Source organism: Streptomyces sp. NPDC000983, assembly GCF_040299205.1.
Classification (GTDB): domain Bacteria; phylum Actinomycetota; class Actinomycetes; order Streptomycetales; family Streptomycetaceae; genus Streptomyces.
The window spans coordinates 164,220-187,198 of sequence record NZ_JBEPBM010000002.1 but is presented as its reverse complement, the minus strand read 5'-3'; the positions used below and the strand labels follow the sequence as shown (position 1 = coordinate 187,198).

Here is a 22,979-nt window from a genome sequence, read left to right as displayed (position 1 = left end):
GCGCGGAACCGAGGACGGTCCGAGCCACGAGGGGGGAGGCTCGGACCGTCCGTCGAGCGTGGCCGGGCACCCCCGGGGCCGTTCAGCCCCGCGACTCCTCCAGTGCGCGCAGCACATCGGCGACCAGGTCCGCCGGATCCTCCGCGCCGACCGACAGCCGCACGAAACCCTCGGGCACCGCGTCGCCGCCCCAGCGCCCGCGCCGCTCGGCCGTAGACCGGACACCGCCGAAGCTCGTCGCGTCGTCCACCAGCCGCAGGGCGCCGAGGAACCGCTCGGCCCGCGCGCGTGTGGGGAGCGTGAAGGAGACCACGCAGCCATGGCGCCGCATCTGCCGCGCGGCGGTCGCGTACGAGGGGTCGGTCGGGAGTCCCGGATAGCGCACCCCCAGCTCCTCCGGCCCGTCGCGCAGGGCCTCGGCGAGCGTGAGGGCGGTGGCGTCCTGGCGGTCCACGCGCAACTGCAGGGTGGCGAGGGACCGGTGGGCGAGCCATGCCTCCATGGGACCTGGAACCGCGCCGACGATCTTGCGCCAGCGCCGGACGGCGGCCATCGCCTCGCCGTCACGGCCGCAGACGTAGCCGAGCAGCAGGTCGCCGTGCCCGGTCAGCTGCTTGGTGCCGCTCGCCACCGAGAAGTCGGCGCCCAGTTCCAGCGGCCGCTGTCCGAGGGGCGTCGCGAGGGTGTTGTCGACGGCCACCAGGACGCCGCGCGCGTGCGCCGCCTCGGCGAGCCGCCGGATGTCGCAGACGTCCAGGCCCGGATTGGAGGGCGTCTCCAGCCACAGCAGCCGCGCCCCGTCGAGGGCGTCGAGCTGGGCGTCGCCGCCGGTCGGCGCGGTGCGCACCCCGATGCCGTACGCCTCCAGCTGATCGCGCACCAGGGGCAGCGCCTGGTAGCCGTCGGAGGGCAGGACGACCGTGTCCCCCGCGCGCAGTTGGGAGAACAGGACCGAGGAGACGGCGGCCATGCCGGACGCGAAGGCGAGGGTCTGCACGCCGTCCTCGTCCGGCGCCTCCAGCTCGCCCACGGCCCGCTCCAGACGGGTCCAGGTGGGGTTCTCGTCGCGGCCGTAGGTGTACGGGCCGGTGGGGTCGCCCGGCAGGTGGAAGTGGGCGGCGAAGACCGGCCCCGGCAGGACCGGTTCGTGCTTGACCGGCTCGGGCAGCCCCGCACGCACCGCGCGCGTGCCGTCCCCGACGTCCCCCAGGCCCCCCACGTCCCAAGCCTCCCGCGCGCCGCCGCTCATGCCGCCCGCTCCCGCGCCTTCTCCCGCACGGCGTCGAGGAGTCCGACGCTCGCCGCCTCGACCATCGCCAGGCACTCCTCGAAGCCCTCCGGGCCCCCGTAGTAGGGGTCCGGTACGTCGAGGTCGTCGCCGGCGGCGGGGTCGTACGAGCGCAGCAGCCGCACCTTCTCCGCGTCCTGTTCGGTCGGGGCGAGCCTGCGCAGCGCCCTGAGATGGCCCTCGTCGAGCGCCACGACCAGGTCGAGGCGGGCGAACCAGGAAGCCTCGAACTGCCGCGCGCGGTGGGCGCCGTCGTAGCCGTGCTCCTCCAGGACGGACACGGTGCGCGGGTCGGCAGGGTCGCCCTCGTGCCAGCCGCCCGTTCCGGCGCTGTCGACGTCGACCAGGCCGTCGAGACCGGCCTCGGCCACCCGCGCGCGGAAGACGGACTCGGCCATCGGGGAGCGGCAGATGTTGCCGGTGCAGACGAAGCAGACACGGTAGGACATGGCAGCTCAGTCCCCGTCGGGCAGGACGACGTTGAGCGCCCAGGAGACGACCGAGATGATCAGGCCGCCCAGCACGGCGGTCCAGAAGCCGTCGACATGGAAGCTCAGGTCGAGCTTGTCGGCGAGCCAGGAGGTCAGCAGCAGCATCAACGCGTTCACGATCAGGGTGAACAGGCCGAGCGTGAGGATCAGCAGCGGCAGGCTCAGCAACTGCACGATCGGCTTCACCAGAACATTGACCAGGCCGAAGATCAGGGCGACCAGCAGCAGGGTGCCGATCTCCTTGCCGGTGCTGTCCCCGGTGAGTGTGATCTTGTCCAGCAGCCACACGGCGACCGCCAGGGCGCCCGCGTTGGCGATCGTCTTGACTACAAAATTCTTCATGTGTCTGATCGTGGCAGAAGAGATCGGATACGAGCAGTGGGACAAGGGCGGACGACAGGGATGAAGGCATTCCGGCTGGACGAACTGGAGGCGGAGCGCGCCGCCAACGAGGGCGCTTACCTGCAGTTTCTGCGTGAACGGAACATGTCGGTCGGACTGTACGCGCTGGACGCGGGCGAGCACGATCCACAGAAGCCGCACAGTCAGGACGAGGTCTACTTCGTGGTGAGCGGCCGCGCCGCGATCACCGTCGGCATGGAGACCACCCAGGTGGCGCGGGGCAGCGTCGTGTACGTGCCGGCCGGTGTCGCCCACAAGTTCCACCACATCAGCGAGGACCTGCGGGTGCTCGTGGTGTTCTCTCCGCCGGAGAGCTGAGGGTCCGGTCCCCGATTCCCTAGGGGATCGTTCAGGGGAGGACGGGGGATCCGGAGTCCCCGCCGGCACTCCCCGCGGCTCTAGCATCGAAGGCAGGCAACGACAGACGGTCCCACCGGTGCAGGTGCGGACCGTCCGACAGGACCCGGTGCAGCGACGGGTGGAGAGGTAAGGACGAGGGCGATGGGTGAGATCTTCGCGGGACTGCCGTGGTGGGTGAAGTGGATCGCGGTGCCGGTCATCGCCCTGGTCGTGTTCGGCGGGCTGATAGTGAACATCGTCGGCTTCGTCATCGGGCTGCTGTTCAAGGTGCTGGTCTTCGTGGCCCTGGTCGGCGGACTGATCTATGTCGTACGGAAGTTCACGTCCAGCTCGTCCTCGCGGAGCGACTTCTGAGGGACCCGTGGGCGGCCGATGGGCGGTAACGCGATCCATCGGTTCCCTCGGCCGGGGGAAGTTTTCCGAGCTGGCCCCCTGCGAGCGGTGACGGACGCATAGAGTCCGAAAAATCGACGCGGGGACCACCCCGCGAGCGGCGTACACCCCCACCCGTGTTCCCCGCACGGGCTGCCCCCTCGCGCTTCGGGAGTGACCCTTGGCCACGGTTGACACCGCACCCTCGCAGACCCGCGCGGTCCACGCGTCCGCCGGGACCCCCTACCCCGGCACCTGCGTCCGGCCGCCGGCACAGCCGACTCCGCGGAACTCCGCGGAGCTGACGAACCCGTCCGGTTCCGCGACCCTCATCGGATCCGTGCAGCGTGCCATGCGCCTGCTGGAGTCCGTCGCCGACCATGAACACGGCGCCCCGGCCAAGCAGTTGGCCCGGGAGAACGGTCTGGCCCTGCCCACCGCCTACCACCTCCTGCGCACCCTGGTCCACGAGGGCTATCTCCGGCGGGACAAGGGGCTGTTCTTCCTCGGGGAGGCGGCGGAGCGGCTGAGCAGCAGCGGAGCACAGGAGAAACGTCGCGGCACGGTCGCCGACACGCTCGCCCACTGGCGCGACACCCTGGGCGCGCCCGTCTACTACGCGATGTACCGGGACGGCGAGATCGAGGTCCTGTGCGTCTCCGACACCCCGGCCAATCCGGCGGTGGAGGAGTGGGCCGACTTCCGTGAGACCGGGCACGCGCACGCCATCGGCCAGTGTCTGCTGGCCCAGGTCGACGAGGCCACGCGGCGCGATCATCTCAAGCGGCATCCGGTGCGGCCGCTCACCCCGTACACCGTCTGCAACGACCACGCCCTCCTGCGGCGGCTGGACCGGATGGAGCGCATGGAGGTGGTGATCGAGCGTCAGGAGTACGCGCTCGGCACGGTCTGCGCCGCCATTCCGATTACGCTGGGTAACACGGCCGCGACCCTCGCCATCTCTCTCCCGGCCCATCAGGCGGACCGCTTGACAGCCGCAGCACGGCAATTGCAGGGCGAAATCGGTCAGCATCTGGGGTCACTGGCGATCTCTATCAGTATCTGAAAACTCACTCCTTGTGATCTGTCGTGCACGTTCAGCAAGATTCCCTCAGTGTCAGGCGGATCATTCCTGGCCAATCCGACCGCAGACGACGGGGTAGACGATGGGTGAGTCCGTGCAGGCAGAGGTCATGATGAACTTTCTCGTCTCCGAGGAGCTCTCCTTCCGGATCCCGGTGGAGTTGCGGTACGAGACCTCTGATCCCTATGCCGTGCGGCTGACCTTCCACCTGCCCGGGGACGCCCCGGTGACCTGGGCGTTCGGGCGGGAGCTGCTGATCGACGGGGTGGGCAGGCCGTGCGGGGAGGGCGATGTCCGGGTCGCGCCGGCCGACCCCGATTCGCTCGGCGACGTCCTGATCCGGCTTCAGGTCGGAAGCGATCACGCGCTCTTCCGGTCGTCTTCGGCACCGCTCGTGGCGTTCCTCGACCGCACCGACAAGCTGGTGCCGCTGGGCCAGGAGGGCGCCCTGTCCGACTTCGACGCCAGCCTCGACGAGGCCCTGGACCGCATCCTGGCGGAGGAGCAGAGCGCGGGCTGAGGCGGTGCGGCAGGACGGCCGGTGGTGGTCGCCGTAACGCTTCAGCTGGGCGCGGGGGTTGTGCAGTAACGCTTCTTCCTGGAGTGAGTCATGTACGCGGAGGGGCGCCGCGCGATGCGGGGCTCAGGACGCCGTCGTCGCGTCCGCCACCGGAGGCTACGGCGCTCCCCCTCGCCGTCGCCGTGGGCGCTCCCCTCGTCAGCTGAGGCGTCCCCGGCGCTACTTGAGGGGCGCCCGCTCCCGCCGTCACTTGAGAGGCACCGCCGTCACGGCTCCCGCCCTCGTCCTCGAACGCCGTCACCGCTTGCGGCGGCGTCCCCGTCCGCCGCGGGACGGAGCAGGGGGGCCGCCGGCCGTGGCGGGCTGCTGGGGCCGGTCCGCCGAGACGACCAGCGCGGCGAGCGCCGTGGTGAGCGGAACCGAGGCGACCAGACCGATCGAGCCGACCAGCGTCCGCACGATCTCCTCCGCCACCAGTTCGCTGTTGGCGACCGTGCCCACACTGCTCTCCGCGATCGTGAAGAGCAGCAGCAACGGCAGCGCGGCACCCGCGTAGGCGAGGACCAGGGTGTTGACCACCGACGCGATGTGGTCGCGGCCGATCCGGATGGCGGCACCGTACAGCTCGCGCCGGCCCATGGCGGGGCTGGCCGCGTGCAGCTCCCAGACGGCCGAGGTCTGGGTGACCGTCACATCGTCGAGGACACCGAGCGAGCCGATGATGATGCCCGCGAGCAGCAGACCGCTCATGTCGATCTCGGGGTACAGCCCGTGGATCAGACCGGTGTTGTCGTCCGTGTTGCCGGTGAGGGCGGCCCAGTCGATGAAGACGGAACCGAGGATGCCGATCAGGAGCAGGGACATCAGCGTGCCCAGCACCGCCACGGAGGTGCGTGCCGACAGGCCGTGACACATATAGAGGGAGATCAGCATGATGGCACTGGATCCGACCACCGCCACGATCAGGGGATTCGACCCCTGGAGGATGGCGGGCAGGATGAAGAGGGTCAGCACCAGGAAGCTGATGGCGAGCGCGACGAGCGCCAGGACCCCGCGCATCCGGCCCACCAGCACGACCACGAGCGCGAAGATGCCGGAGAGCACCGCCATCGGGACCCGGCGGTTGACGTCGGTGACCGCGTACTGGAGGTCCTTGGGCGCCGAGGGCTCGTAGGCGACCACGACCTCCTGGCCCTCGTGCAACTGCCGGGACTGGTCCGGCTGCACGATCTCCGTGAAGGTGCGTCCCTCGTCCTTGCCGGTGTCGACCCGGATCGTCGCCTTCTTGCAGGTCTCCTCGTCGGCCTGCCGCTGTGCCGTGGACCCTTCGGCGGTGGAGGTGTCGCCGGTCGGGGGGACCCCCGAGGCGTTCACCGAGGAACAGCTGACGCTCTCGACCTCGGTGACGGTGGCCTGTTGGGTCTGCCGGTCGAAGCCCACCCCGGTGCGCTCGTGCGGAGGTGCACCGCCGGGCCACAGCACCACGAGCCCGACCACCACCGCCGTGGCGAACGGGATGAGGATGGCCGCGATCACCTTCCGCAGATGCTGGGAGACCGGAGCCGCGGGGCCGTGGGAATGGCTGTGGGAATGCCCGTGCCCATGGCCGTCGCCGCCACCGCCGGTGGAGCCGGAACCGGGGCCGCGCGGGGGCTCGGGCGGTGGGAACGGAGGTTCATGCGTCGAGGTCACCGACCGATCATCGCAAGAACGACAGAGGCCCCCTGTTCAGCGCGCCCGAATTGACGCTAGCGTGGAGTCACCTTTGTACACGCGGGAGCTCGGAGCACCGGGCTGAGAGGGCGCTGACCTCCGTCCCAGCGATGTTTCACGTGGAACGTCACCAGGGAGTGACGTTGCACACGCGACATCGGCAGACGGAAATCGCTGCGTCGACCGCCGAACCTGTTACCGGGTAATGCCGGCGTAGGGAGTAGGTCTCATGACCATCAAGGACGCACGCACGCCTGCCTCCACGCAGAACGCGACGAACGACTTGCCGACCGGTTCAGCGGCCGGATCGCCGAACGGCTCGTCGGGCGAGGAGAACGGGAAGTCCATCGGCTGGCACAAGGGGTATGTCGAGGGATCGCGCCCCGACCTGCGGGTGCCGGTCCGTCAGGTGCACCTCACCAACGGGCAGTCGGTCACGCTGTACGACACCTCCGGCCCGTACACCGATCCACTCGTCGACACCGACGTCCGCCGGGGGCTGGCCCCGCTGCGGGAGAACTGGATCATCGGCCGCGGCGACACCGAGGAGTACGCGGGCCGTCCTGTCCGTCCGGAGGACGACGGGATCAAGCACACGGCTCCGCGCGGTGGACTGCGCAACCTCGACGCGGTCTTCCCCGGCCGGCCGCGCCAGCCCCGCCGGGGACGGGACGGCCGGGCCGTCACTCAACTCGCCTATGCGCGCCGGGGCGAGGTCACGCCCGAGATGGAGTACGTGGCCATCCGGGAGAACGTCTCGCCCGAGGTGGTCCGCGAGGAGATCGCGGCCGGGCGGGCCGTGCTGCCCGCGAACGTCAACCACCCGGAGATCGAGCCGATGATCATCGGCAAGCGGTTCCTGGTGAAGGTCAACGCCAACATTGGCAACTCCGCGGTGACTTCCTCCATCGAGGAGGAGGTGGAGAAGATGACCTGGGCGACCCGTTGGGGCGCCGACACGGTCATGGACCTCTCCACCGGCCGCAACATCCACACCACCCGGGAATGGGTGCTGCGCAACTCCCCCGTCCCCATCGGCACGGTGCCGCTCTACCAGGCGCTGGAGAAGGTCGACGGCAAGGCCGAGGAACTGACCTGGGAGATCTACAAGGACACGGTCATCGAGCAGGCCGAGCAGGGCGTGGACTACATGACCGTCCACGCGGGTGTCCGGCTGCCGTACGTGCCGCTGACCGCGAACCGCAAGACCGGCATCGTCTCGCGCGGCGGCTCGATCATGGCCGCGTGGTGCCTCGCGCACCACAAGGAGAGCTTCCTGTACGAGAACTTCGAGGAACTCTGCGAGATCCTCGCCGCCTACGACGTCACCTACTCACTCGGTGACGGGCTGCGGCCCGGGTCGATCGCGGACGCCAACGACGAGGCGCAGTTCGCGGAGTTGAGGACGCTCGGGGAACTCAACCGGATCGCGAAGCGGCACCACGTCCAGACCATGATCGAAGGCCCGGGGCACGTCCCCATGCACAAGATCAAGGAGAACATCGACCTTCAGCAGGAGATCTGCGAGGAGGCCCCGTTCTACACGCTCGGCCCGCTGACGACGGATGTGGCGCCGGCCTACGACCACATCACCTCGGGCATCGGCGCCGCGATGATCGCCTGGTGGGGCACGGCGATGCTCTGCTACGTCACGCCCAAGGAGCACCTGGGCCTGCCCAACCGCGACGACGTCAAGACCGGCGTCATCACCTACAAGATCGCCGCTCATGCCGCGGACCTCGCCAAGGGCCACCCCGGTGCCCAGGACTGGGACGACGCCCTGTCCGACGCCCGCTTCGAGTTCCGCTGGGAGGACCAGTTCAACCTGGCCCTCGACCCGGACACGGCCCGGGAGTTCCACGACGAGACCCTCCCGGCGGAGCCCGCCAAGACGGCCCACTTCTGCTCCATGTGCGGGCCGAAGTTCTGTTCGATGAAGATCAGCAGGAGCATCACGGAGCAGTTCGGCGGTGAGGCCGGGGCGACGCCCGAGGAGGTCCGGGCCGGGATGCTGGAGAAGTCGAGGGAGTTCGCGTCTCTCGGCAATCGCGTGTATCTCCCGCTGGCCGACTGAGCCACCACCAGCAGTCACGGAAGGGGGCCCGCGTTCGACGAGGCGGGCCCCCTCCCGTGACTCCGGTGGCGACCGCGGCCCGGATCACACGGAGTGGACCACCGGAGCCGCCCGAGGCGAGACCCTTGACCCGGAAATTGCTTTTGCGAATCAAGTTTCCTGGTGTGCAAACCCTCATGCCTTGGTGTGCATCGCCCCGCCCGACATGAACGGAAGCCAGTACCCATCAGTTGCGGCATGTCGCCGCGCGCCGGGCCGGCGTGCCGCATCCGTCGGCCACTGTCCGCAGATGTGACCGCCCTCACGACATGTCCTTCCGGGCCTCCCTGACGGAGACATCAGGCCCAGGGAAATCCTTCATTGATCCCGAAGAGCACGGTGAACAGGACCATCGCTCCCAGCGGGACGATCACGAATGAGTCGGGCCGTTCGCGCCGCGCCGCGCCCCAGACGAGGGCCGCGAGAGGTCCGAGAAGTCCGGCGGCCATCAGGGCCCAGCCCGCCTTGCTGTGCCCGATCATGTTGAACGCGACGAAAGCCGCCGCGATGAAGCAGAAAGGCGAAGCCCAGAGGGTCTTCAGGGCGGAGGGTGCTTCGGGAGCGGAGTGCATGGGTTCTCCCTCGGAATGGGCCGGGGTCGGACGGGATGACGCGACACGCATGCGCGTGCCGGCGGAAGGTGCCCGGGCGCCGGGCCACGCCCGGCGCCCGAGCACCTGCGGCCACTAGAAGAGGCTGCGGATGTAGCTGTACAGCTGGTACTGGGCCTCGGCGCCGGCCGCGACCCAGGCGATGCGAACCGGGTGGTACCAGGCCAGGCCGTCCATGTACGAACGGAACTTGCCCCAGCCGCCCTTGGCCGCCTTGATCGCGTCGTCGTAGAGCTTGCCGCCGTGCTTCTTCATGAGGTTGAAGAGGGCCTTGGCGGCACTGCCGACGACACCACGGGTCTGGCGCTCGGTGGCGGTGCCGTTCGCCACGGCGCGCACCGACTGCACTTCCTTCGCCGTCAGTTCGGCCTTCACGGCCGGATTGGCCAGGAGGGCGCGGGCGTCAGCCGCGGACATGGTCACCTCGGCGGCAGCCGCCGTACGGGCCTGGGTCGCCTCCGAGGCCTGCGCCAGACCGGCACCAGTACCGAAAGTCACCGCGGCCATAGCCGAAACAGCAGCCATACGCAATGTATTGCGCGTCATGTAAAATCTCCCTTGCGTTCTATCGCAAGGGGAGGAAGCCCGTGTGGGCGACCTGGACAGGCGTGGAAACCGAAAGGGTCCCCCCGGACTTCTTCCCCCGATAACTTCTCGGACGCACCACGGAGAACTGCCGACGGCTGGTCAGGCCGCATGAGTGGGCAGTGAATGTGGGGTCCTGACGTCTTAACCCGGTTGGTCTGTCCGGGTGTTCAACGCGCATAGAACCTAACACAGCCGTGAGTCGCTTTGCCAAAAGTTGGGTTTGCATGCGTGGGGTGTGTAAAGACACCTCTCCAAGTCGTAGACCACTGGCCTGACATGGCGCATCGAGCCGGGGTGGCCGAAACGGCCGACCCGGCGGTGACGTTTCACGTGAAACAACACGCCCCTCGGCCGGTCACCGGAGCTCTTCCGGGGGTGCCTGATCAGTAGGCACACTGATCCCATGACTGCACTGAGCAAGGGCGCCAACCTTTCCGTGGATGCCGCGGTCGTGCGCGTGGAGCTGACCTGGTCCGAAGGGCCGGGGGTGCCGGACGTGGACGCCTCGGCGCTGCTGCTCACCGGGGCGGGACGGGTGCGCGACGACGGGGACTTCGTCTTCTACAACCAGCCGCACCACGCCTCGAAGGCCGTGAGTCATCTGGGCAAGCAGCGCGGTGCGGGCACGACCATCGACAGCGTCACGGTGGAACTCGGGGCGCTGGAGCCGGCCATCGAGCGGATCGTGCTGTGCGCCTCGGCGGACGGTGGGACGTTCGGGCAGGTCCCGGGCCTGGTCCTGCGGGTGGTCGACGAGCGGACCCGGGCCGAGATCGCGCACTTCGTCATGGAGGCCGGGACCGAGACCGCGTTCATCGGCGGCGAGCTGTACCTGCGCCAGGGGAAGTGGAAGTTCCGGGCGGTGGGACAGGGATACGCGTCCGGTCTCGCGGGCCTCGCCACGGACTTCGGGATCACCGTCGACGCGGAGGACGCCGCTGACGCCCCCGCACCGCAGCCCGTATCCCCCGCGCCGCTCGGGGCACCTCCCGTCGCGGTACAGCCGCCCCGGCCCGCGCCACCCGCGCCACCCGCCCAGCCCGCGCCGCAGGCCGCGCCTCCGGCGGGCGCGCACAGTCTCACCAAGGGCGAGGAACACCTCCCGGTGGACATGCGCAAGCGTCTGGACCTGCGCAAGCAGCAGGTGGCGGTCAGCCTCACCAAGCACGGCGCGACCGGTATCACCGCCCGCGTCATCCTCGTCCTGGACGCCTCCGGCTCCATGTCGTTCCTGTACACCCGGGGCGTCGTCGCCGACGTCGTGGAGCGGATGGCCGCGGTCGCGGCGCAGTTGGACGACGACGGTGACATGCAGGCCTGGACGTTCGCCTCGAACCCGGCCCGGCTGCCCGACTTCCGGATCGGCGAACTGCCGGAGTGGACGCGGCTGCACGTACGGTGCGGGGAGCTCAGCCTCTTCGGGGGCAAGAAGCGGAAGAAAGGGCTGGACGACAGCCAGGTCGACATGCGCTCGGTCGGCATCCAGAACGAGGAACAGAAGGTGATCGCCGAGGTCCGCGCCTACGTCCGCCAGACCCCGGTCACCGCACCCACCCTGGTGCTGTTCTTCTCCGACGGCGGCATCTACCGCAACGCCCAGATCGAGAAGGAGCTCAGGGAGGCCGTCGACGAGCCGATCTTCTGGCAGTTCGTCGGCCTCGGCAAGTCCAACTACGGCGTGCTGGAGCGCCTCGACACCCTCGCCGGCCGCCGCGTCGACAACACGGGCTTCTTCGCGGTGGACGACATCAGCACCGTGCCCGACCAGGAGCTCTACGACCGTCTGCTGTCGGAGTTCCCGCAGTGGACGGCGGCCGCACGCGGAGCGGGCATCCTCTGAGCGAGCCGCGTCCGAAGCAGCGCACGGGATCTACCGCGCCGGTGGCGCCGGGCCTACCGAATCCGTCGTAGGCGCGGCGGTGTCCCGGACGGTCGGCTTGCGCTCCCCGCTGCGGGGGCGCAAGCCGAAGGGGCCCAGGGTCACTCCGGCTGGTGCTCCGGGCCCCCGAAATCCGGGCTGGTGTAGTCCGGGCTGGTGAAACTCGGGCGCTGGTCCGACGAGGGGACCCCGCCGGGGCTGCTGAAGCCGGGCCGGTCGTAACCGAGGTTCGGGATACGGCTGGTGGGCGCCGTGGGTGCCGTGCGGTGCAGGGCGGCGGCGGTGCCGGGATCGGCCAGCGCATCCCGCAGGAACGGCAGGATGCCGCGTTCCAGCAGGGCTTCGCGCCAGACTTCCCTGGCCCGTGCCACCTCGCCGCCCGACTCCCCGTAGGGGCCGGTGTCGAGTGCCGGCCTGTTGCGCAGGGCGGTGAGCAGCAGTCCGACGGCGGCGACGAGGATCGCGGCCGCCGTCACGGCGCCGAACACCCACCCGGCGGTGAGCATCGTCTGGGCGAACGCCGGCTCGGGGCTGAGCATTTTCAGGATGTAGCCGACGAGCAGGAAGATCGCCGCGGCGATTCCGGCGAGGACGGGGGTGAGCACGGCCGCGACGGCGACGACGCCCGCGCCGGCGGGTTCGGCGGCCTCGCTCATGGTGGCGGCGAGCCCCATCGCGCTCGAGCCCGACTCGCTGGAGCCGGTGTCGCGGGCGGACGACGGGGTGGACGGCGCCGGATGGCGCAGTTCCTCGCGGACCTTCACGTAGTGCTGGTACTCGGTCGCCGCGGCCGCCGTGATGATCGCGGTGGCGTTGAGCGCCATGGTGCGCAGCTGTTCTGAGTTGAGCCGCTGTCCGACAGCGGCCAGTTCCGGGCGGGTTGGCGCGGAGCGCAGCGCCTCGTCGAGGATCCGCTCGTACTCCTGGCGGTCCTCGCTGTACAGGTGCTGCGGAACGCTGTTCATGTGCATCCCCCGATGCTCCGTAGGGCTTGGGGCTCGCATGGCAACGAGCCGTCGGGCAGAAACGGAGGGGAGCCTGCTACGGATAAGCCGATGGTAGAGCGGCGACGGCACACGGTGACAGGGGGTTTCCAGAAATTGCCCGCCGGGCTGTGCCGTCCGCGGCCGCCGCGTTCCCGGGGTACGAGGGCCCCCGGGAACGGTCAGTTGCCGAGGGGGAGTTGCTGGACCAGCAGTTTTCCGGCCATGGTCACACCGCCGTCCATCGCGATGGCCAGCCCGTCGGCGTAGACGTGCGGTCCCTCGACCACGGGGCCGCCGCTGTCCTCGCCCTCCTCGGAGCCGACTTCGCCCAGCAGGTAGGGGATCGGGCTGTGGCCGTGAACGATCCGGGTGCCGCCGTACGTATCGAGCAGGGAGCGTACGGCGTCGGAGCCGCCCTCGTCGCGGAAGGAGAAGCGCCGGGTGAACTTGCGGAACAGGTCCCAGCATTCGTCGGCGTCGTTGCGGGTGAGGGTCTCGCGGACGGTGTCGTTGACCTCTTCGATCGAGCGGCCGTAGTCGAGGTAGGCGGTGGTGTCGGAGTGGACGAGCAGGTGCCCGTCGACCTCCTCCATGGCGTCCAGGCGGGACATCCACTGCAGGTGGTGGTCCTGGAGCCGGTCCATGTCGGTCTTCTGTCCGCCGTTGAGCAGCCAGGCGGCCTGGAAGGTTGCCGTGCCGGCGCCGGAGTTGACGGGGGTGTCGGAGAACCGCTTGGCGCCGATCAGCAGCAGCTCGTGGTTGCCCATGAGGGCCTTGCAGTAGCCGCCGGCCGCGGCGGCCTCGGCCGACAGCCGCATCACGAGGTCGATGACGCCGATGCCGTCCGGGCCGCGGTCGGTGAAGTCGCCGAGGAACCACAGCCGGGCGGTGCCCGCGCACCAGCTGCCCGCGGCGTCGATCAGACCCCGGTGCCGCAGGGCGGCCGTCAGTTCGTCGAGGTAGCCGTGCACGTCCCCGACGACGAACAGCGGACCGGGACCGTCGCCCTGCTGCGCCAGGGGCGCCGCCGCCGGTTCGACGGTCACCTGGAGCGTGTCACCGCGGTTGATGACCGGCAGGTCCCGCTGGGTCGGCGTGTACCCCTCGGGGTAGGACCGCTCGGCGGGCGGGACCACGTCCCCGGGATGCGTGCTCTGGGCGTACGGACCGGTCTCGTGGACGTACGCGGGCACCCGGAAGTCGCGCAACGTCGCCGTCCGCTCCACCTCGGGTCCCTGACCGGCCCCCTGAGTCATCAGACCCCTCCACCATCGCGCCGCATCTGCACCGCGTCGGACTGCCTGGTCGCAGCGGCCCGCGGTGTCGTGGGCCCATCATAGGAATGCAGATCGCGCCGTGTGATGACCCAGGGGTGGTGAATCAGAACGGGGCTCCGGTTCACCGCGGCTTTCGCCCCGGTTGGGCAGGGCTTGGGCCGTCCGCTGTCCGCTCGGTTTCTACTGTTCCTCGGGCGACCGGGGCGGACTGACGGTCGTACGCGGCAGGCGTCGCTGGGAAGAGGTACGGACGATCAGCTCGGTCGGTATCACCTGCTCGACCGGTTGGTCCGATTCGACCCCCTCGATCGCGTCGATGAGGAGTTGCACCACCGCCGTGCCGATCCGGCGTGGTTTGAGCGAGAGCGTCGTGATGGGCGGCTCGGTGTTGGCGTAGACGGTCGACTCGCTGCAGCAGACGAGCAGGAGGTCCTCGGGGACCCGCAGTCCGTAGCGGCGGGCGGCGGCGAGCAGATCGGTCCCATTGGGGTCGAACAGGCCGTAGACGGCGTCCGGGCGGTCGGGGCGGGCGAGCAGCCGGTCGGCGGCGACGGCGCCCGCGCACGGGTCGTGGGCCGGGTACGCCTCGTACACCGGGTCCTGGCCGACCCGCTCGCACCAGCGGAGGTAGGCGGTGGTGGACAGATGGGTGTACGTGTCCGTCGTCGTCCCCGTCAGCAGGCCGATCCGGCGGGCGCCGGCGTCCGCGAGATGGTCGAGGATGCCGAGGACGGCGGCCTCGTGGTCGTTGTCGACCCAGGCGGTGACCGGGAGCGATCCGGCGGGGCGGCCGTCGGAGACGACCGGCAGGCCCTGGCGGACCAGTTCGCTGACGACCGGGTCCTGGTCGGACGGGTCGATCACGACCGTGCCGTCCAGGGCGACGTTCGACCACACGTCGTGGCGCGAGGTCGCCGGCAGGATGACCAGGGCGTAGCCGCGGGCCAGCGCCGCGGAGGTGGCGGCGCGGGCCATCTCGGCGAAGTACGCGAACTCGGTGAAGGTGAAAGGTTCATCCCCGTACGTCGTCACGGTCAGGCCGATGAGCCCCGACTTGCCGGTGCGGAGGGTCCGGGCCGCGGCGGACGGGCGATAGCCCAGCCGGTCGGCGACCTCGCGGACGTGACGCCGGGTGGCGTCGGGGAGTCTGCCCTTCCCGTTGAGGGCGTCTGAGACGGTCGTGATGGAGACCCCGGCGGCGGCGGCGACGTCTCTGATGCCTGCCCGGCCCGGCCGGTTGCCCCGGCGGGCGGTCTCCGCGCGGCTCACCTGGTGCTTCCCTGCTGCTGTCATGGCGAGCCGATAGTAGGGCTCATGCGGTGGGGTAGTGCGGACGCATATGCAGCGGTTGACAGGCACGTTTCTGCATGGTCATCAAACGTCAAACGCATTGGATTGCAAGGGAGTTGAGCGCTTGCATAGTGATACGTGACTTGTCGGAGTGCGCACACCTGGCGAGGTCTCGATGTTTCGAAGAGGTCTCAACTCACCTTCACGAGCGATGCGCGCCACGGCGCGAGCCACCGGCGCATAGATATATGTGTGACGCGCCCCCGATTCGTACACGTTCGCGGTGTGATGCCCCTGATGCCGGTGTGACGGATGTGGTCCGCTCTCACCTGTACGCAGCCGAGCCGAATCCTCATAAGGTGAGAAGCATTGGAAGCCGGTGGTGACGACGGACCGCCGGTGGTCGCGAGGAGGACTGCGGTGAGCGAGACGAGCCCCAAGCTGCGCGCCGAGCTGGAGGGTATCCCCACCTACAAGCCGGGCAAGCCGGCCGCGGCCGGCGGCCCGGTCGCCTACAAGCTCTCCTCCAACGAGAACCCCTATCCGCCGCTGCCGGGCGTGATGGAGAGCGTGACGGCGGCGGCCTCCGCCTTCAACCGCTACCCGGACATGGCCTGCACCGGCCTGATGAACGAGCTCTCCGAGCGCTTCGGCGTCCCGCTCACCCACCTGGCCACCGGCACCGGCTCGGTGGGCGTGGCCCAGCAGCTGATCCAGGCCACCGCGGGCCCCGGCGACGAGGTCATGTACGCCTGGCGGTCCTTCGAGGCCTACCCGATCATCACGCAGATCAGCGGCGCGACCTCGGTCCGGGTCCCGCTGACCGAGGGCGATGTGCACGACCTGGACGCGATGGCCGACGCCATCACCGACCGGACCCGGCTGATCTTCGTCTGCAACCCGAACAACCCCACCGGCACGGTCGTGAAGCGGCCCGAGCTGGAGCGGTTCCTGGACCGGGTGCCGAGCGATGTGCTGGTGGTGCTGGACGAGGCCTACCGCGAGTTCATCCGTGACCCCGAGGTGCCGGACGGCGTGGAGATCTACCGCGACCGGCCGAACGTCTGCGTGCTGCGCACCTTCTCCAAGGCGTACGGCCTCGCCGGGCTCCGGGTCGGCTTCGCGATCGCCCACGAGCCCGTCGCGGCGGCGCTGCGCAAGACCGCGGTGCCCTTCGGTGTGAGCCAGCTGGCGCAGGACGCGGCCGTGGCCTCGCTGCGGGCCGAGGACGAACTGCTCGGCCGGGTCGGCTCGCTGGTCTGCGAGCGCAAGCGGGTGGCCGACGCGCTGCGCGCCCAGGGCTGGACGGTGCCCGAGAGCCAGGCCAACTTCGTGTGGCTGCGGCTGGGGGAGCGCACGGCCGGGTTCGCGGCCTCCTGCGAGGAGCACGGTGTGGTGGTCCGGCCGTTCGCGGGCGAGGGCGTGCGGGTCACGATCGGTGAGACCGAGGCGAACGACATCTTCCTGAAGGTGGCGGAGGCGTTCCGCAAGGACCTCTGAGCGCACCTGGTCAGGACGTCGGGCCCCCGCGGACCTCTCCGCGGGGGCCCGACGGCGTTCAGCGGGCGGGCGAGGCGCCGGTGCGGCCTCCGGGGCGAGGGCCGCCGCCCTCGGAGGCGAGGGTGCCGCCGCCGTCGGTAGGGGTGCCGAACGGCCCAAGCGGGACCCCCCTTCGAGCTTCGATAATCCGTACGTCATAATTGCTTGTGAATGTGAACGCGTTCACAAGCGTGTCCGGGTTGATCCCATGATGCGTGCGACATAAGGGGCAAACTGCCGCTGTGATCACGGCGATGTAAGGAGACTGACGACGTGGACCTGGCTTTGGCGCCCGAGACCCTGGCGCGATGGCAGTTCGGTATCACCACCGTCTACCACTTCCTGTTCGTCCCTCTGACGATCTCGCTCGCCGCGCTCACCGCGGGACTGCAGACCGCCTGGGTGCGCACGGAGAACGAGAAGTACCTCAGGGCCACCAAGTTCTGGGGCAAGCTCTTCCTGATCAATATCGCGATGGGTGTCGTCACCGGCATCGTGCAGGAGTTCCAGTTCGGCATGAACTGGTCCGACTACTCGCGCTTCGTCGGCGACATCTTCGGCGCTCCGCTCGCCTTCGAGGCCCTGATCGCCTTCTTCTTCGAGTCCACCTTCATCGGGCTGTGGATCTTCGGCTGGGACAAGCTGCCGAAGAAGATCCACCTCGCCTGCATCTGGATGGTGTCGATCGGCACGGTCCTGTCGGCCTACTTCATCCTCGCCGCCAACTCGTGGATGCAGCACCCGGTCGGCTACCGGATCAACGAGGAGCGGGGCCGGGCCGAACTCACCGACTTCTGGCAGGTCCTGACCCAGAACACCGCACTGGCCCAGGCCTTCCACACCCTCTCCGCGGCCGTCCTCACCGGTGGCGCCTTCATGGCCGGCATCGCCGCCTTCCACCTGCGGCGCAAGAGGCACGTCCCCGTGATGAGGACCTCGCTCCGCCTCGGCCTGGTCACCCTCGCCGTCGGCGGCCTGCTCACCGCGGTCAGCGGCGACACGCTCGGCAAGATCATGTACGAGCAGCAGCCGATGAAGATGGCCGCCGCCGAGGCGCTGTGGGACGGCGAGGCGCCGGCGCCCTTCTCGATCTTCGCCTACGGCGACGTCGACGAGGGCCACAACAAGGTCGCCATAGAGATCCCGGGCCTGCTGTCCTTCCTGGCCAAGGACGACTTCAGCTCCTTCGTCCCGGGAATCAACGACGTCAACGAGGCCGAGCAGGAGAAGTACGGGCCCGGCGACTACCGGCCCAACATCCCGGTCGCCTACTGGGGCTTCCGCTGGATGATCGGCTTCGGCATGACCTCGTTCGCGATCGGTCTGCTCGGACTGTGGCTGACCCGGAAGAAGTTCCTGCTGCCACAGGCGCTCAGGACCGGTGAGGACGAGGTGCCGAACCTGGTCCTGTTCCACAAGAAGACGCTCGGTCCGGGGCTCTCCAAGTGGTACTGGCGCATCGCGATCTGGACCATGGTCTTCCCGCTGGCCGCCAACTCCTGGGGCTGGATCTTCACCGAGATGGGCCGCCAGCCGTGGGTCGTCTACGGCGTGCTGCGCACCCGGGACGCGGTCTCCCCCGGTGTCTCCCAGGCCGAGGTGCTCACCTCGATGATCGTCTTCACCGCGCTCTACGCGATCCTCGCCGTGATCGAGGTCAAGCTGCTCGCCAAGTACGTCAAGGCCGGCCCGCCCGAGCTCACCGAGGCCGACCTCAACCCGCCCACGAAGATCGGCGGCGACTCCCGTGACGCCGACAAGCCGATGGCCTTCTCGTACTAGGCCGAGGGAGCTGCACAGTCATGGAACTGCACGACGTCTGGTTCGTCCTGATCGCCGTCCTGTGGACCGGCTACTTCTTCCTGGAGGGCTTCGACTTCGGGGTCGGCATCCTCACCAGGCTGCTGGCCCGCGACCGGCCCGAGAAGCGCGTACTGATCAACACCATCGGCCCGGTCTGGGACGGCAACGAGGTGTGGCTGCTCACCGCGGGCGGCGCCACCTTCGCCGCCTTCCCGGAGTGGTACGCCACCCTGTTCTCCGGCTTCTACCTGCCGCTGCTGATCATCCTGGTCTCGCTGATCGTGCGGGGCGTGGCCTTCGAGTACCGGGCCAAGCGGCCGGAGGAGAAGTGGCAGCGCAACTGGGAGACCGCGATCTTCTGGTCCTCGCTGATCCCGGCGTTCCTGTGGGGCGTGGCCTTCGGCAACATCGTGCGCGGCGTGAAGATCGACGCCGACTTCGAGTACGTCGGGAACGTCTGGGACCTGCTCAACCCGTACGCCGTCGTCGGCGGGCTGGTGACCCTGACGCTGTTCACCTTCCACGGCGCGGTGTTCGTGGCGCTCAAGACGGTCGGCGACATCCGGGAGCGGGCGCGGAAACTGGCGCTCCAGGTCGGTCTCGTCACGGCCGTGCTCGCGCTGGTCTTCCTGCTGTGGACCCAGGTCGAGAACGGTGACGGGCAGAGCCTGGTCGCACTCGTGGTGGCCGTGGCCGCGCTGGTGGCCGCGCTGGTGGCCAACCAGGGCGGGCGTGAGGGCTGGGCGTTCGCCCTGTCCGGTGTGACCATCGTGGCCGCCGTGGCGATGCTCTTCCTGACGCTCTTCCCGAACGTCATGCCGTCGTCGCTGAACGAGGAGTGGAGCCTCACGGTCACCAACGCCTCGTCCAGCCCGTACACCCTGAAGATCATGACGTGGTGCGCGGCGATCGCCACGCCGATCGTCCTGCTCTACCAGAGCTGGACCTACTGGGTGTTCCGCAAGCGCATCGGTACGCAGCACATCGCCGAATCCGCGCACTGAGCCGTACGCCCGAAGCCGTGCACTGAATCTGGGCATTGAGGTGTGTTTCACGTGAAACCAATCGATCCGCGCCTGCTCCGGTACGCCCGCGCCACCCGGTTCTTCCTGGTGGTGGTGGTCGGCCTCGGAGTAGTGGGGGCCCTGCTCGTCATCGCCCAGGCGATGCTCATCGCCGAGGCGGTGGTGGGCGCCTTCCAGCACGGCATGTCCGTCTTCGAACTGCGCACTCCCCTGCTGCTGTTGGCGGCCGTCGCGGTCGGCCGGGCCGTGGTGGCCTGGCTGACCGAGCTGGCCGCCCACCGGGCGAGCGCGGCGGTCAAGTCGGAGCTGCGGGGACGGCTGCTGGACCGCGCCGCCGAGCTGGGCCCGGGGTGGCTCGGCGGACAGCGGACGGGATCGCTGGTGGCGCTCGCCACGCGCGGTGTCGACGCCCTCGACGACTACTTCTCCCGCTATCTGCCCCAGCTGGGGCTCGCGGTCGTGGTGCCGGTGGCGGTGCTCGCGCGGATCGTCACCGAGGACTGGGTGTCGGCGGCCATCATCGTCGGCACGCTCCCCCTGATCCCGGTCTTCATGATGCTGATCGGCTGGGCCACCCAGGCGCGGACGGACCGTCAGTGGCGGCTGCTGTCCCGGCTGTCCGGGCACTTCCTGGACGTGGTCGCCGGACTGCCCACGCTGAAGGTGTTCGGCCGGGCCAAGGCACAGGCCGACTCGATCCGGCGGATCACCGGCGAGTACCGGCAGGCGACGATGCGGACCCTGCGGATCGCCTTCCTTTCCTCCTTCGCCCTGGAGCTGCTGGCCACGATCTCGGTGGCGCTGGTCGCCGTGACGATCGGCATGCGGCTGGTCCACGGCGAGATGGACCTGTACATCGGTCTGGTCGTCCTCGTGCTCGCGCCCGAGGCGTATCTGCCGCTGCGCCAGGTGGGAGCGCAGTACCACGCGGCGGCCGAGGGGCTGGCGGCGGCCGAGGAGATCTTCGCCGTACTGGAGACGCCGGCTCCGGCCTCCGGCAGCGCGGACGTCCCCTCGGGCGGACTGGCCTTCGAGGGCGTGACCGTGCGCTACCCCGGCCGGTCCGGTGACGCCGTCTCGGACGTGTCCTTCACCGTCGAGCCCGGGGAGACCGTGGCGCTCGTCGGGCCGAGCGGCGCGGGCAAGTCGACGCTGCTGAACGTCCTGCTGGGCTTCGTGCGGCCCGCCGAGGGGCGGGTGCGGGTCGGCGGTGCCGATCTCGCCGGACTGGATCTCCAGCAGTGGCGGTCGCGGATCGCGTGGGTGCCGCAGCGGCCGCACCTGTTCGCGGGGACGATCACCGAGAACGTCCGCCTGGCCCGGCCCGACGCCGACGACACCGCCGTGGCACGGGCCCTGCGGGACGCCGGAGCCATGGAGTTCGTGGCCGCGCTCCCCGAGGGCGCGGACACGGTGCTCGGGGAGGACGGCGCGGGGCTGTCCGCCGGGCAGCGGCAGCGCCTCGCGCTCGCCCGGGCCTTCCTCGCCGACCGGCCGGTGCTGCTGCTCGACGAGCCGACCGCCGCGCTGGACGGGGAGACCGAGGCCGAGGTCGTCGCGGCGGTACGGCGGCTGGCCGTGGGCCGGACGGTGCTCCTGGTGGTGCACCGGCCCGCCCTGCTGGGCATCGCCGACCGCGTGGTGCGGCTGGCGCAGGACCCGGAGCGGCCGACGGAGCCGGGTGCGGCTCCCGGGCGGGCCGGGGCGCAATCCGCCGTCACCGCTCAGACCTCCGCGGCGGCCGCGGGGCGGGGTGTCGAGCCGGCGGTCGAGGAGGTCGTCGGGGTGGCAGGTGCCGAGCCGGGCGCCGAACCGGGTGCCGAGGCCGGCGCGGGGAGCCGTGGCGGTGTCCTCGCGCGCGTCCGGGCCCTGTCCGGCGCCCGCCGGGGCCGTCTCGCCCTCGCGCTGCTGCTCGCCGCGCTGGCCCTCGGCAGCGCGGTCGGACTGATGGCCACCTCGGGCTGGCTGATCTCGCGGGCGTCCCAACAGCCGCCCGTTCTCTACCTGATGATGGCCGTCACGGCGACGCGCGCCTTCGGCATCGGCCGCGCCGTCTTCCGGTACGCGGAGCGGCTCGTGTCGCACGACGCCGTACTGCGGATGCTCGCCGACACCCGGGTCGCCGTGTACCGGCGCCTGGAGCGGCTGGCGCCCGCCGGACTGCGCACGACCCGGCGCGGCGACCTGCTGTCGCGGCTCGTCGCCGACGTGGACGCGCTCCAGGACTACTGGCTGCGCTGGCTGCTCCCCGCCGGTGCCGCGGCCGCCGTGTCGGCGGTCTCCGTCGGTTTCACGGCCTGGCTGCTGCCGGAGGCCGGCGCGGTGCTCGCCGCGGGCCTGCTGGCCGCCGGCGTAGGCGTCCCGCTCCTCACCGGCGCCGTCGCCCGGCGCGCGGAGCGCAGGCTGGCCCCCGCCCGGGGCGTCCTGGCGACCCGGGTGACGGATCTGCTCACCGGAACCGCCGAACTGACCGTCGCCGGAGCCCTGCCCGCCCGTACCGCCGAAGCGCGGCGCGCCGACGGGACGCTCACCCGGATCGCCTCGCGCGCCGCCACGGCCACCGCGCTCGGCGACGGACTCACCGCGCTGATCTCGGGTCTGACGGTCGCCGCCACCGCCCTCGTGGCCGCCCAGGGCGTCGCCGACGGACGGCTGAGCGGGGTCGCCGTGGCCGTCGTCGTCCTCACCCCGCTCGCCGCCTTCGAGGCCGTCCTCGGGCTGCCGCTCGCCGTCCAGTACCGCCAGCGGGTGCGCCGAAGCGCCGAGCGGGTCTTCGAGGTGCTGGACGCCCCGGAGCCCGTACGGGAGCCGCAGCGGCCCCGGCAGGCGCCCGTGACGCCGTTCCCGGTCGTGCTCAAGGGCCTCACCGCCCGCCACGCGGGCCAGGACCGGGACGCGCTCACCGGCGTCGACCTGACCCTGGCCCGGGGCCGCCGGATCGCCGTGGTGGGACCGTCCGGCTCGGGCAAGACGACCCTGGCCCAGGTGCTGCTGCGGTTCCTGGACGCAGGGGCGGGCGCGTACACGCTCGGCGGCGTCGACGCGTACGCCGTGACCGGCGACGACGTACGGCGGCTGGTGGGGCTGTGCGCCCAGGACGCGCACCTCTTCGACAGCTCGGTGCGCGAGAACCTGCTCCTGGCGAGGAAGGACGCCACCGAGGACGAACTGCGCGACGCGCTCGGCCGGGCCCGGCTGCTGGACTGGGCCGACAGCCTGCCCGACGGGCTCGACACGCTGGTCGGTGAGCACGGGGCCCGGCTCTCGGGCGGCCAGCGGCAGCGGCTGGCGCTGGCCCGCGCGCTGCTCGCCGACTTCCCCGTGCTCGTCCTCGACGAGCCCGCCGAACACCTCGACCTGCCCACCGCCGACGCCCTCACCGCCGATCTGCTGGCGGCCACCGAGGGCCGTACGACCCTGCTCATCACGCACCGCCTCGCCGGTCTCGAAGCGGTCGACGAGGTCGTCGTCCTCGACGCGGGACGAGTGGTCCAGCACGGCTCGTACGCGGAACTCACGGCCGTGGAAGGCCCGTTGCGGGCGATGTCGGAACGCGAGGCGGAGGCGGACCTGCTGGTGTCGGCGGTCTAGGGCCTGACGCCGCTGCGCCGCCCTTCGGGCGACGTCGGGAATGTGAC

At 70.4% G+C, this 22,979-nt stretch carries 19 protein-coding genes; 10 read left to right on the top strand and 9 right to left on the bottom strand.

What is annotated here, in order from left to right; all coding sequences use genetic code 11:
* Window positions 1-82: 82 nt before the first annotated feature.
* From ABT296_RS02875 to ABT296_RS02865, 3 genes are read right to left on the bottom strand one after another with little or no spacing between them, the layout of a single operon-like run.
* Window positions 83-1,249, bottom strand: a complete 1,167-nt coding sequence (locus ABT296_RS02875) for a cystathionine gamma-lyase (RefSeq protein WP_351922574.1) — start codon at window positions 1,247-1,249, stop codon at window positions 83-85.
* Complete coding sequence (locus tag ABT296_RS02870; RefSeq protein ID WP_351922573.1) at window positions 1,246-1,737, bottom strand: low molecular weight protein-tyrosine-phosphatase; 492 nt, start codon at window positions 1,735-1,737, stop codon at window positions 1,246-1,248. Before ABT296_RS02870 ends, ABT296_RS02875 begins: the two co-directional genes overlap by 4 nt.
* Before the next feature lie 6 nt (window positions 1,738-1,743).
* A complete protein-coding gene (locus ABT296_RS02865) occupies window positions 1,744-2,121 on the bottom strand; it encodes a phage holin family protein (protein ID WP_351922572.1) in 378 nt (125 codons plus the stop codon).
* A 60-nt stretch (window positions 2,122-2,181) separates the two neighbouring features.
* Between ABT296_RS02865 and ABT296_RS02860 the strand changes: the two genes are divergently transcribed.
* The 4 genes from ABT296_RS02860 (at window position 2,182) to ABT296_RS02845 (ending at window position 4,517) form a co-directional block, all read left to right on the top strand.
* Window positions 2,182-2,499 (top strand): cupin domain-containing protein, encoded by a 318-nt coding sequence (locus ABT296_RS02860; protein ID WP_351922571.1) that lies wholly within the window; start codon window positions 2,182-2,184, stop codon window positions 2,497-2,499.
* Between the two features lie 183 nt (window positions 2,500-2,682).
* Window positions 2,683-2,895 (top strand): DUF5326 family protein, encoded by a 213-nt coding sequence (locus tag ABT296_RS02855; protein WP_351922570.1) that lies wholly within the window; start codon window positions 2,683-2,685, stop codon window positions 2,893-2,895.
* Between the two features lie 199 nt (window positions 2,896-3,094).
* Window positions 3,095-3,979, top strand: coding sequence for an IclR family transcriptional regulator (locus ABT296_RS02850; RefSeq protein WP_502977160.1), 885 nt, complete (start codon window positions 3,095-3,097; stop codon window positions 3,977-3,979).
* Window positions 3,980-4,079: 100 nt separating this feature from the next.
* On the top strand, window positions 4,080-4,517 hold the full coding sequence (locus ABT296_RS02845; RefSeq protein WP_351922569.1) for an SsgA family sporulation/cell division regulator: 438 nt from the start codon (window positions 4,080-4,082) through the stop codon (window positions 4,515-4,517).
* A gap of 297 nt (window positions 4,518-4,814) precedes the next feature.
* Here the strand turns inward: ABT296_RS02845 and ABT296_RS02840 are convergent, their stop codons facing one another.
* Entirely contained in the window at window positions 4,815-6,209 is a 1,395-nt protein-coding gene (locus ABT296_RS02840; protein WP_351922568.1) for a YibE/F family protein, read from the bottom strand.
* A gap of 250 nt (window positions 6,210-6,459) precedes the next feature.
* On the opposite strand from ABT296_RS02840, the gene thiC reads away from it, so the two are divergent.
* The gene (thiC, locus tag ABT296_RS02835) at window positions 6,460-8,304 is read left to right on the top strand and encodes a phosphomethylpyrimidine synthase ThiC (RefSeq protein ID WP_351922567.1); all 1,845 of its coding nucleotides are present in this window, start codon (window positions 6,460-6,462) and stop codon (window positions 8,302-8,304) included.
* 338 nt (window positions 8,305-8,642) lie between these two features.
* Here thiC and ABT296_RS02830 read toward each other — a convergent pair whose 3' ends face one another.
* On the bottom strand, window positions 8,643-8,915 hold the full coding sequence (locus tag ABT296_RS02830; protein WP_351922566.1) for a hypothetical protein: 273 nt from the start codon (window positions 8,913-8,915) through the stop codon (window positions 8,643-8,645).
* 114 nt (window positions 8,916-9,029) lie between these two features.
* Window positions 9,030-9,461 (bottom strand): hypothetical protein, encoded by a 432-nt coding sequence (locus ABT296_RS02825; RefSeq protein WP_351922565.1) that lies wholly within the window; start codon window positions 9,459-9,461, stop codon window positions 9,030-9,032.
* 484 nt (window positions 9,462-9,945) lie between these two features.
* On the opposite strand from ABT296_RS02825, the gene ABT296_RS02820 reads away from it, so the two are divergent.
* Window positions 9,946-11,382 carry a VWA domain-containing protein gene (locus tag ABT296_RS02820; protein WP_351922564.1) on the top strand — a complete coding sequence of 479 codons (1,437 nt, stop codon included), beginning with the start codon at window positions 9,946-9,948 and terminating at the stop codon, window positions 11,380-11,382.
* A 140-nt stretch (window positions 11,383-11,522) separates the two neighbouring features.
* On the opposite strand, the gene ABT296_RS02815 is transcribed toward ABT296_RS02820, so the two are convergent.
* The 3 genes from ABT296_RS02815 to ABT296_RS02805 all read right to left on the bottom strand — a co-directional run bounded on the left by ABT296_RS02815 (window position 11,523) and on the right by ABT296_RS02805 (window position 14,977).
* Window positions 11,523-12,392: a hypothetical protein gene (locus ABT296_RS02815; protein ID WP_351922563.1), complete on the bottom strand. Its 870-nt coding sequence runs from the start codon at window positions 12,390-12,392 to the stop codon at window positions 11,523-11,525.
* A 194-nt stretch (window positions 12,393-12,586) separates the two neighbouring features.
* Window positions 12,587-13,663: a metallophosphoesterase gene (locus ABT296_RS02810; protein WP_351922562.1), complete on the bottom strand. Its 1,077-nt coding sequence runs from the start codon at window positions 13,661-13,663 to the stop codon at window positions 12,587-12,589.
* A gap of 201 nt (window positions 13,664-13,864) precedes the next feature.
* Complete coding sequence (locus ABT296_RS02805; protein WP_351922561.1) at window positions 13,865-14,977, bottom strand: LacI family DNA-binding transcriptional regulator; 1,113 nt, start codon at window positions 14,975-14,977, stop codon at window positions 13,865-13,867.
* A 417-nt stretch (window positions 14,978-15,394) separates the two neighbouring features.
* Between ABT296_RS02805 and hisC the strand changes: the two genes are divergently transcribed.
* From hisC to cydD, 4 genes are all read left to right on the top strand, one after another.
* A complete protein-coding gene (hisC, locus tag ABT296_RS02800; protein ID WP_351922560.1) occupies window positions 15,395-16,474 on the top strand; it encodes a histidinol-phosphate transaminase in 1,080 nt (359 codons plus the stop codon).
* Window positions 16,475-16,786: 312 nt separating this feature from the next.
* Window positions 16,787-18,295, top strand: a complete 1,509-nt coding sequence (locus ABT296_RS02795) for a cytochrome ubiquinol oxidase subunit I (RefSeq protein ID WP_351922559.1) — start codon at window positions 16,787-16,789, stop codon at window positions 18,293-18,295.
* A 20-nt stretch (window positions 18,296-18,315) separates the two neighbouring features.
* A complete protein-coding gene (gene cydB / locus ABT296_RS02790) occupies window positions 18,316-19,320 on the top strand; it encodes a cytochrome d ubiquinol oxidase subunit II (protein WP_351922558.1) in 1,005 nt (334 codons plus the stop codon).
* Between the two features lie 51 nt (window positions 19,321-19,371).
* On the top strand, window positions 19,372-22,932 hold the full coding sequence (cydD, locus tag ABT296_RS02785; protein ID WP_351922557.1) for a thiol reductant ABC exporter subunit CydD: 3,561 nt from the start codon (window positions 19,372-19,374) through the stop codon (window positions 22,930-22,932).
* Window positions 22,933-22,979 lie beyond the last annotated feature (47 nt).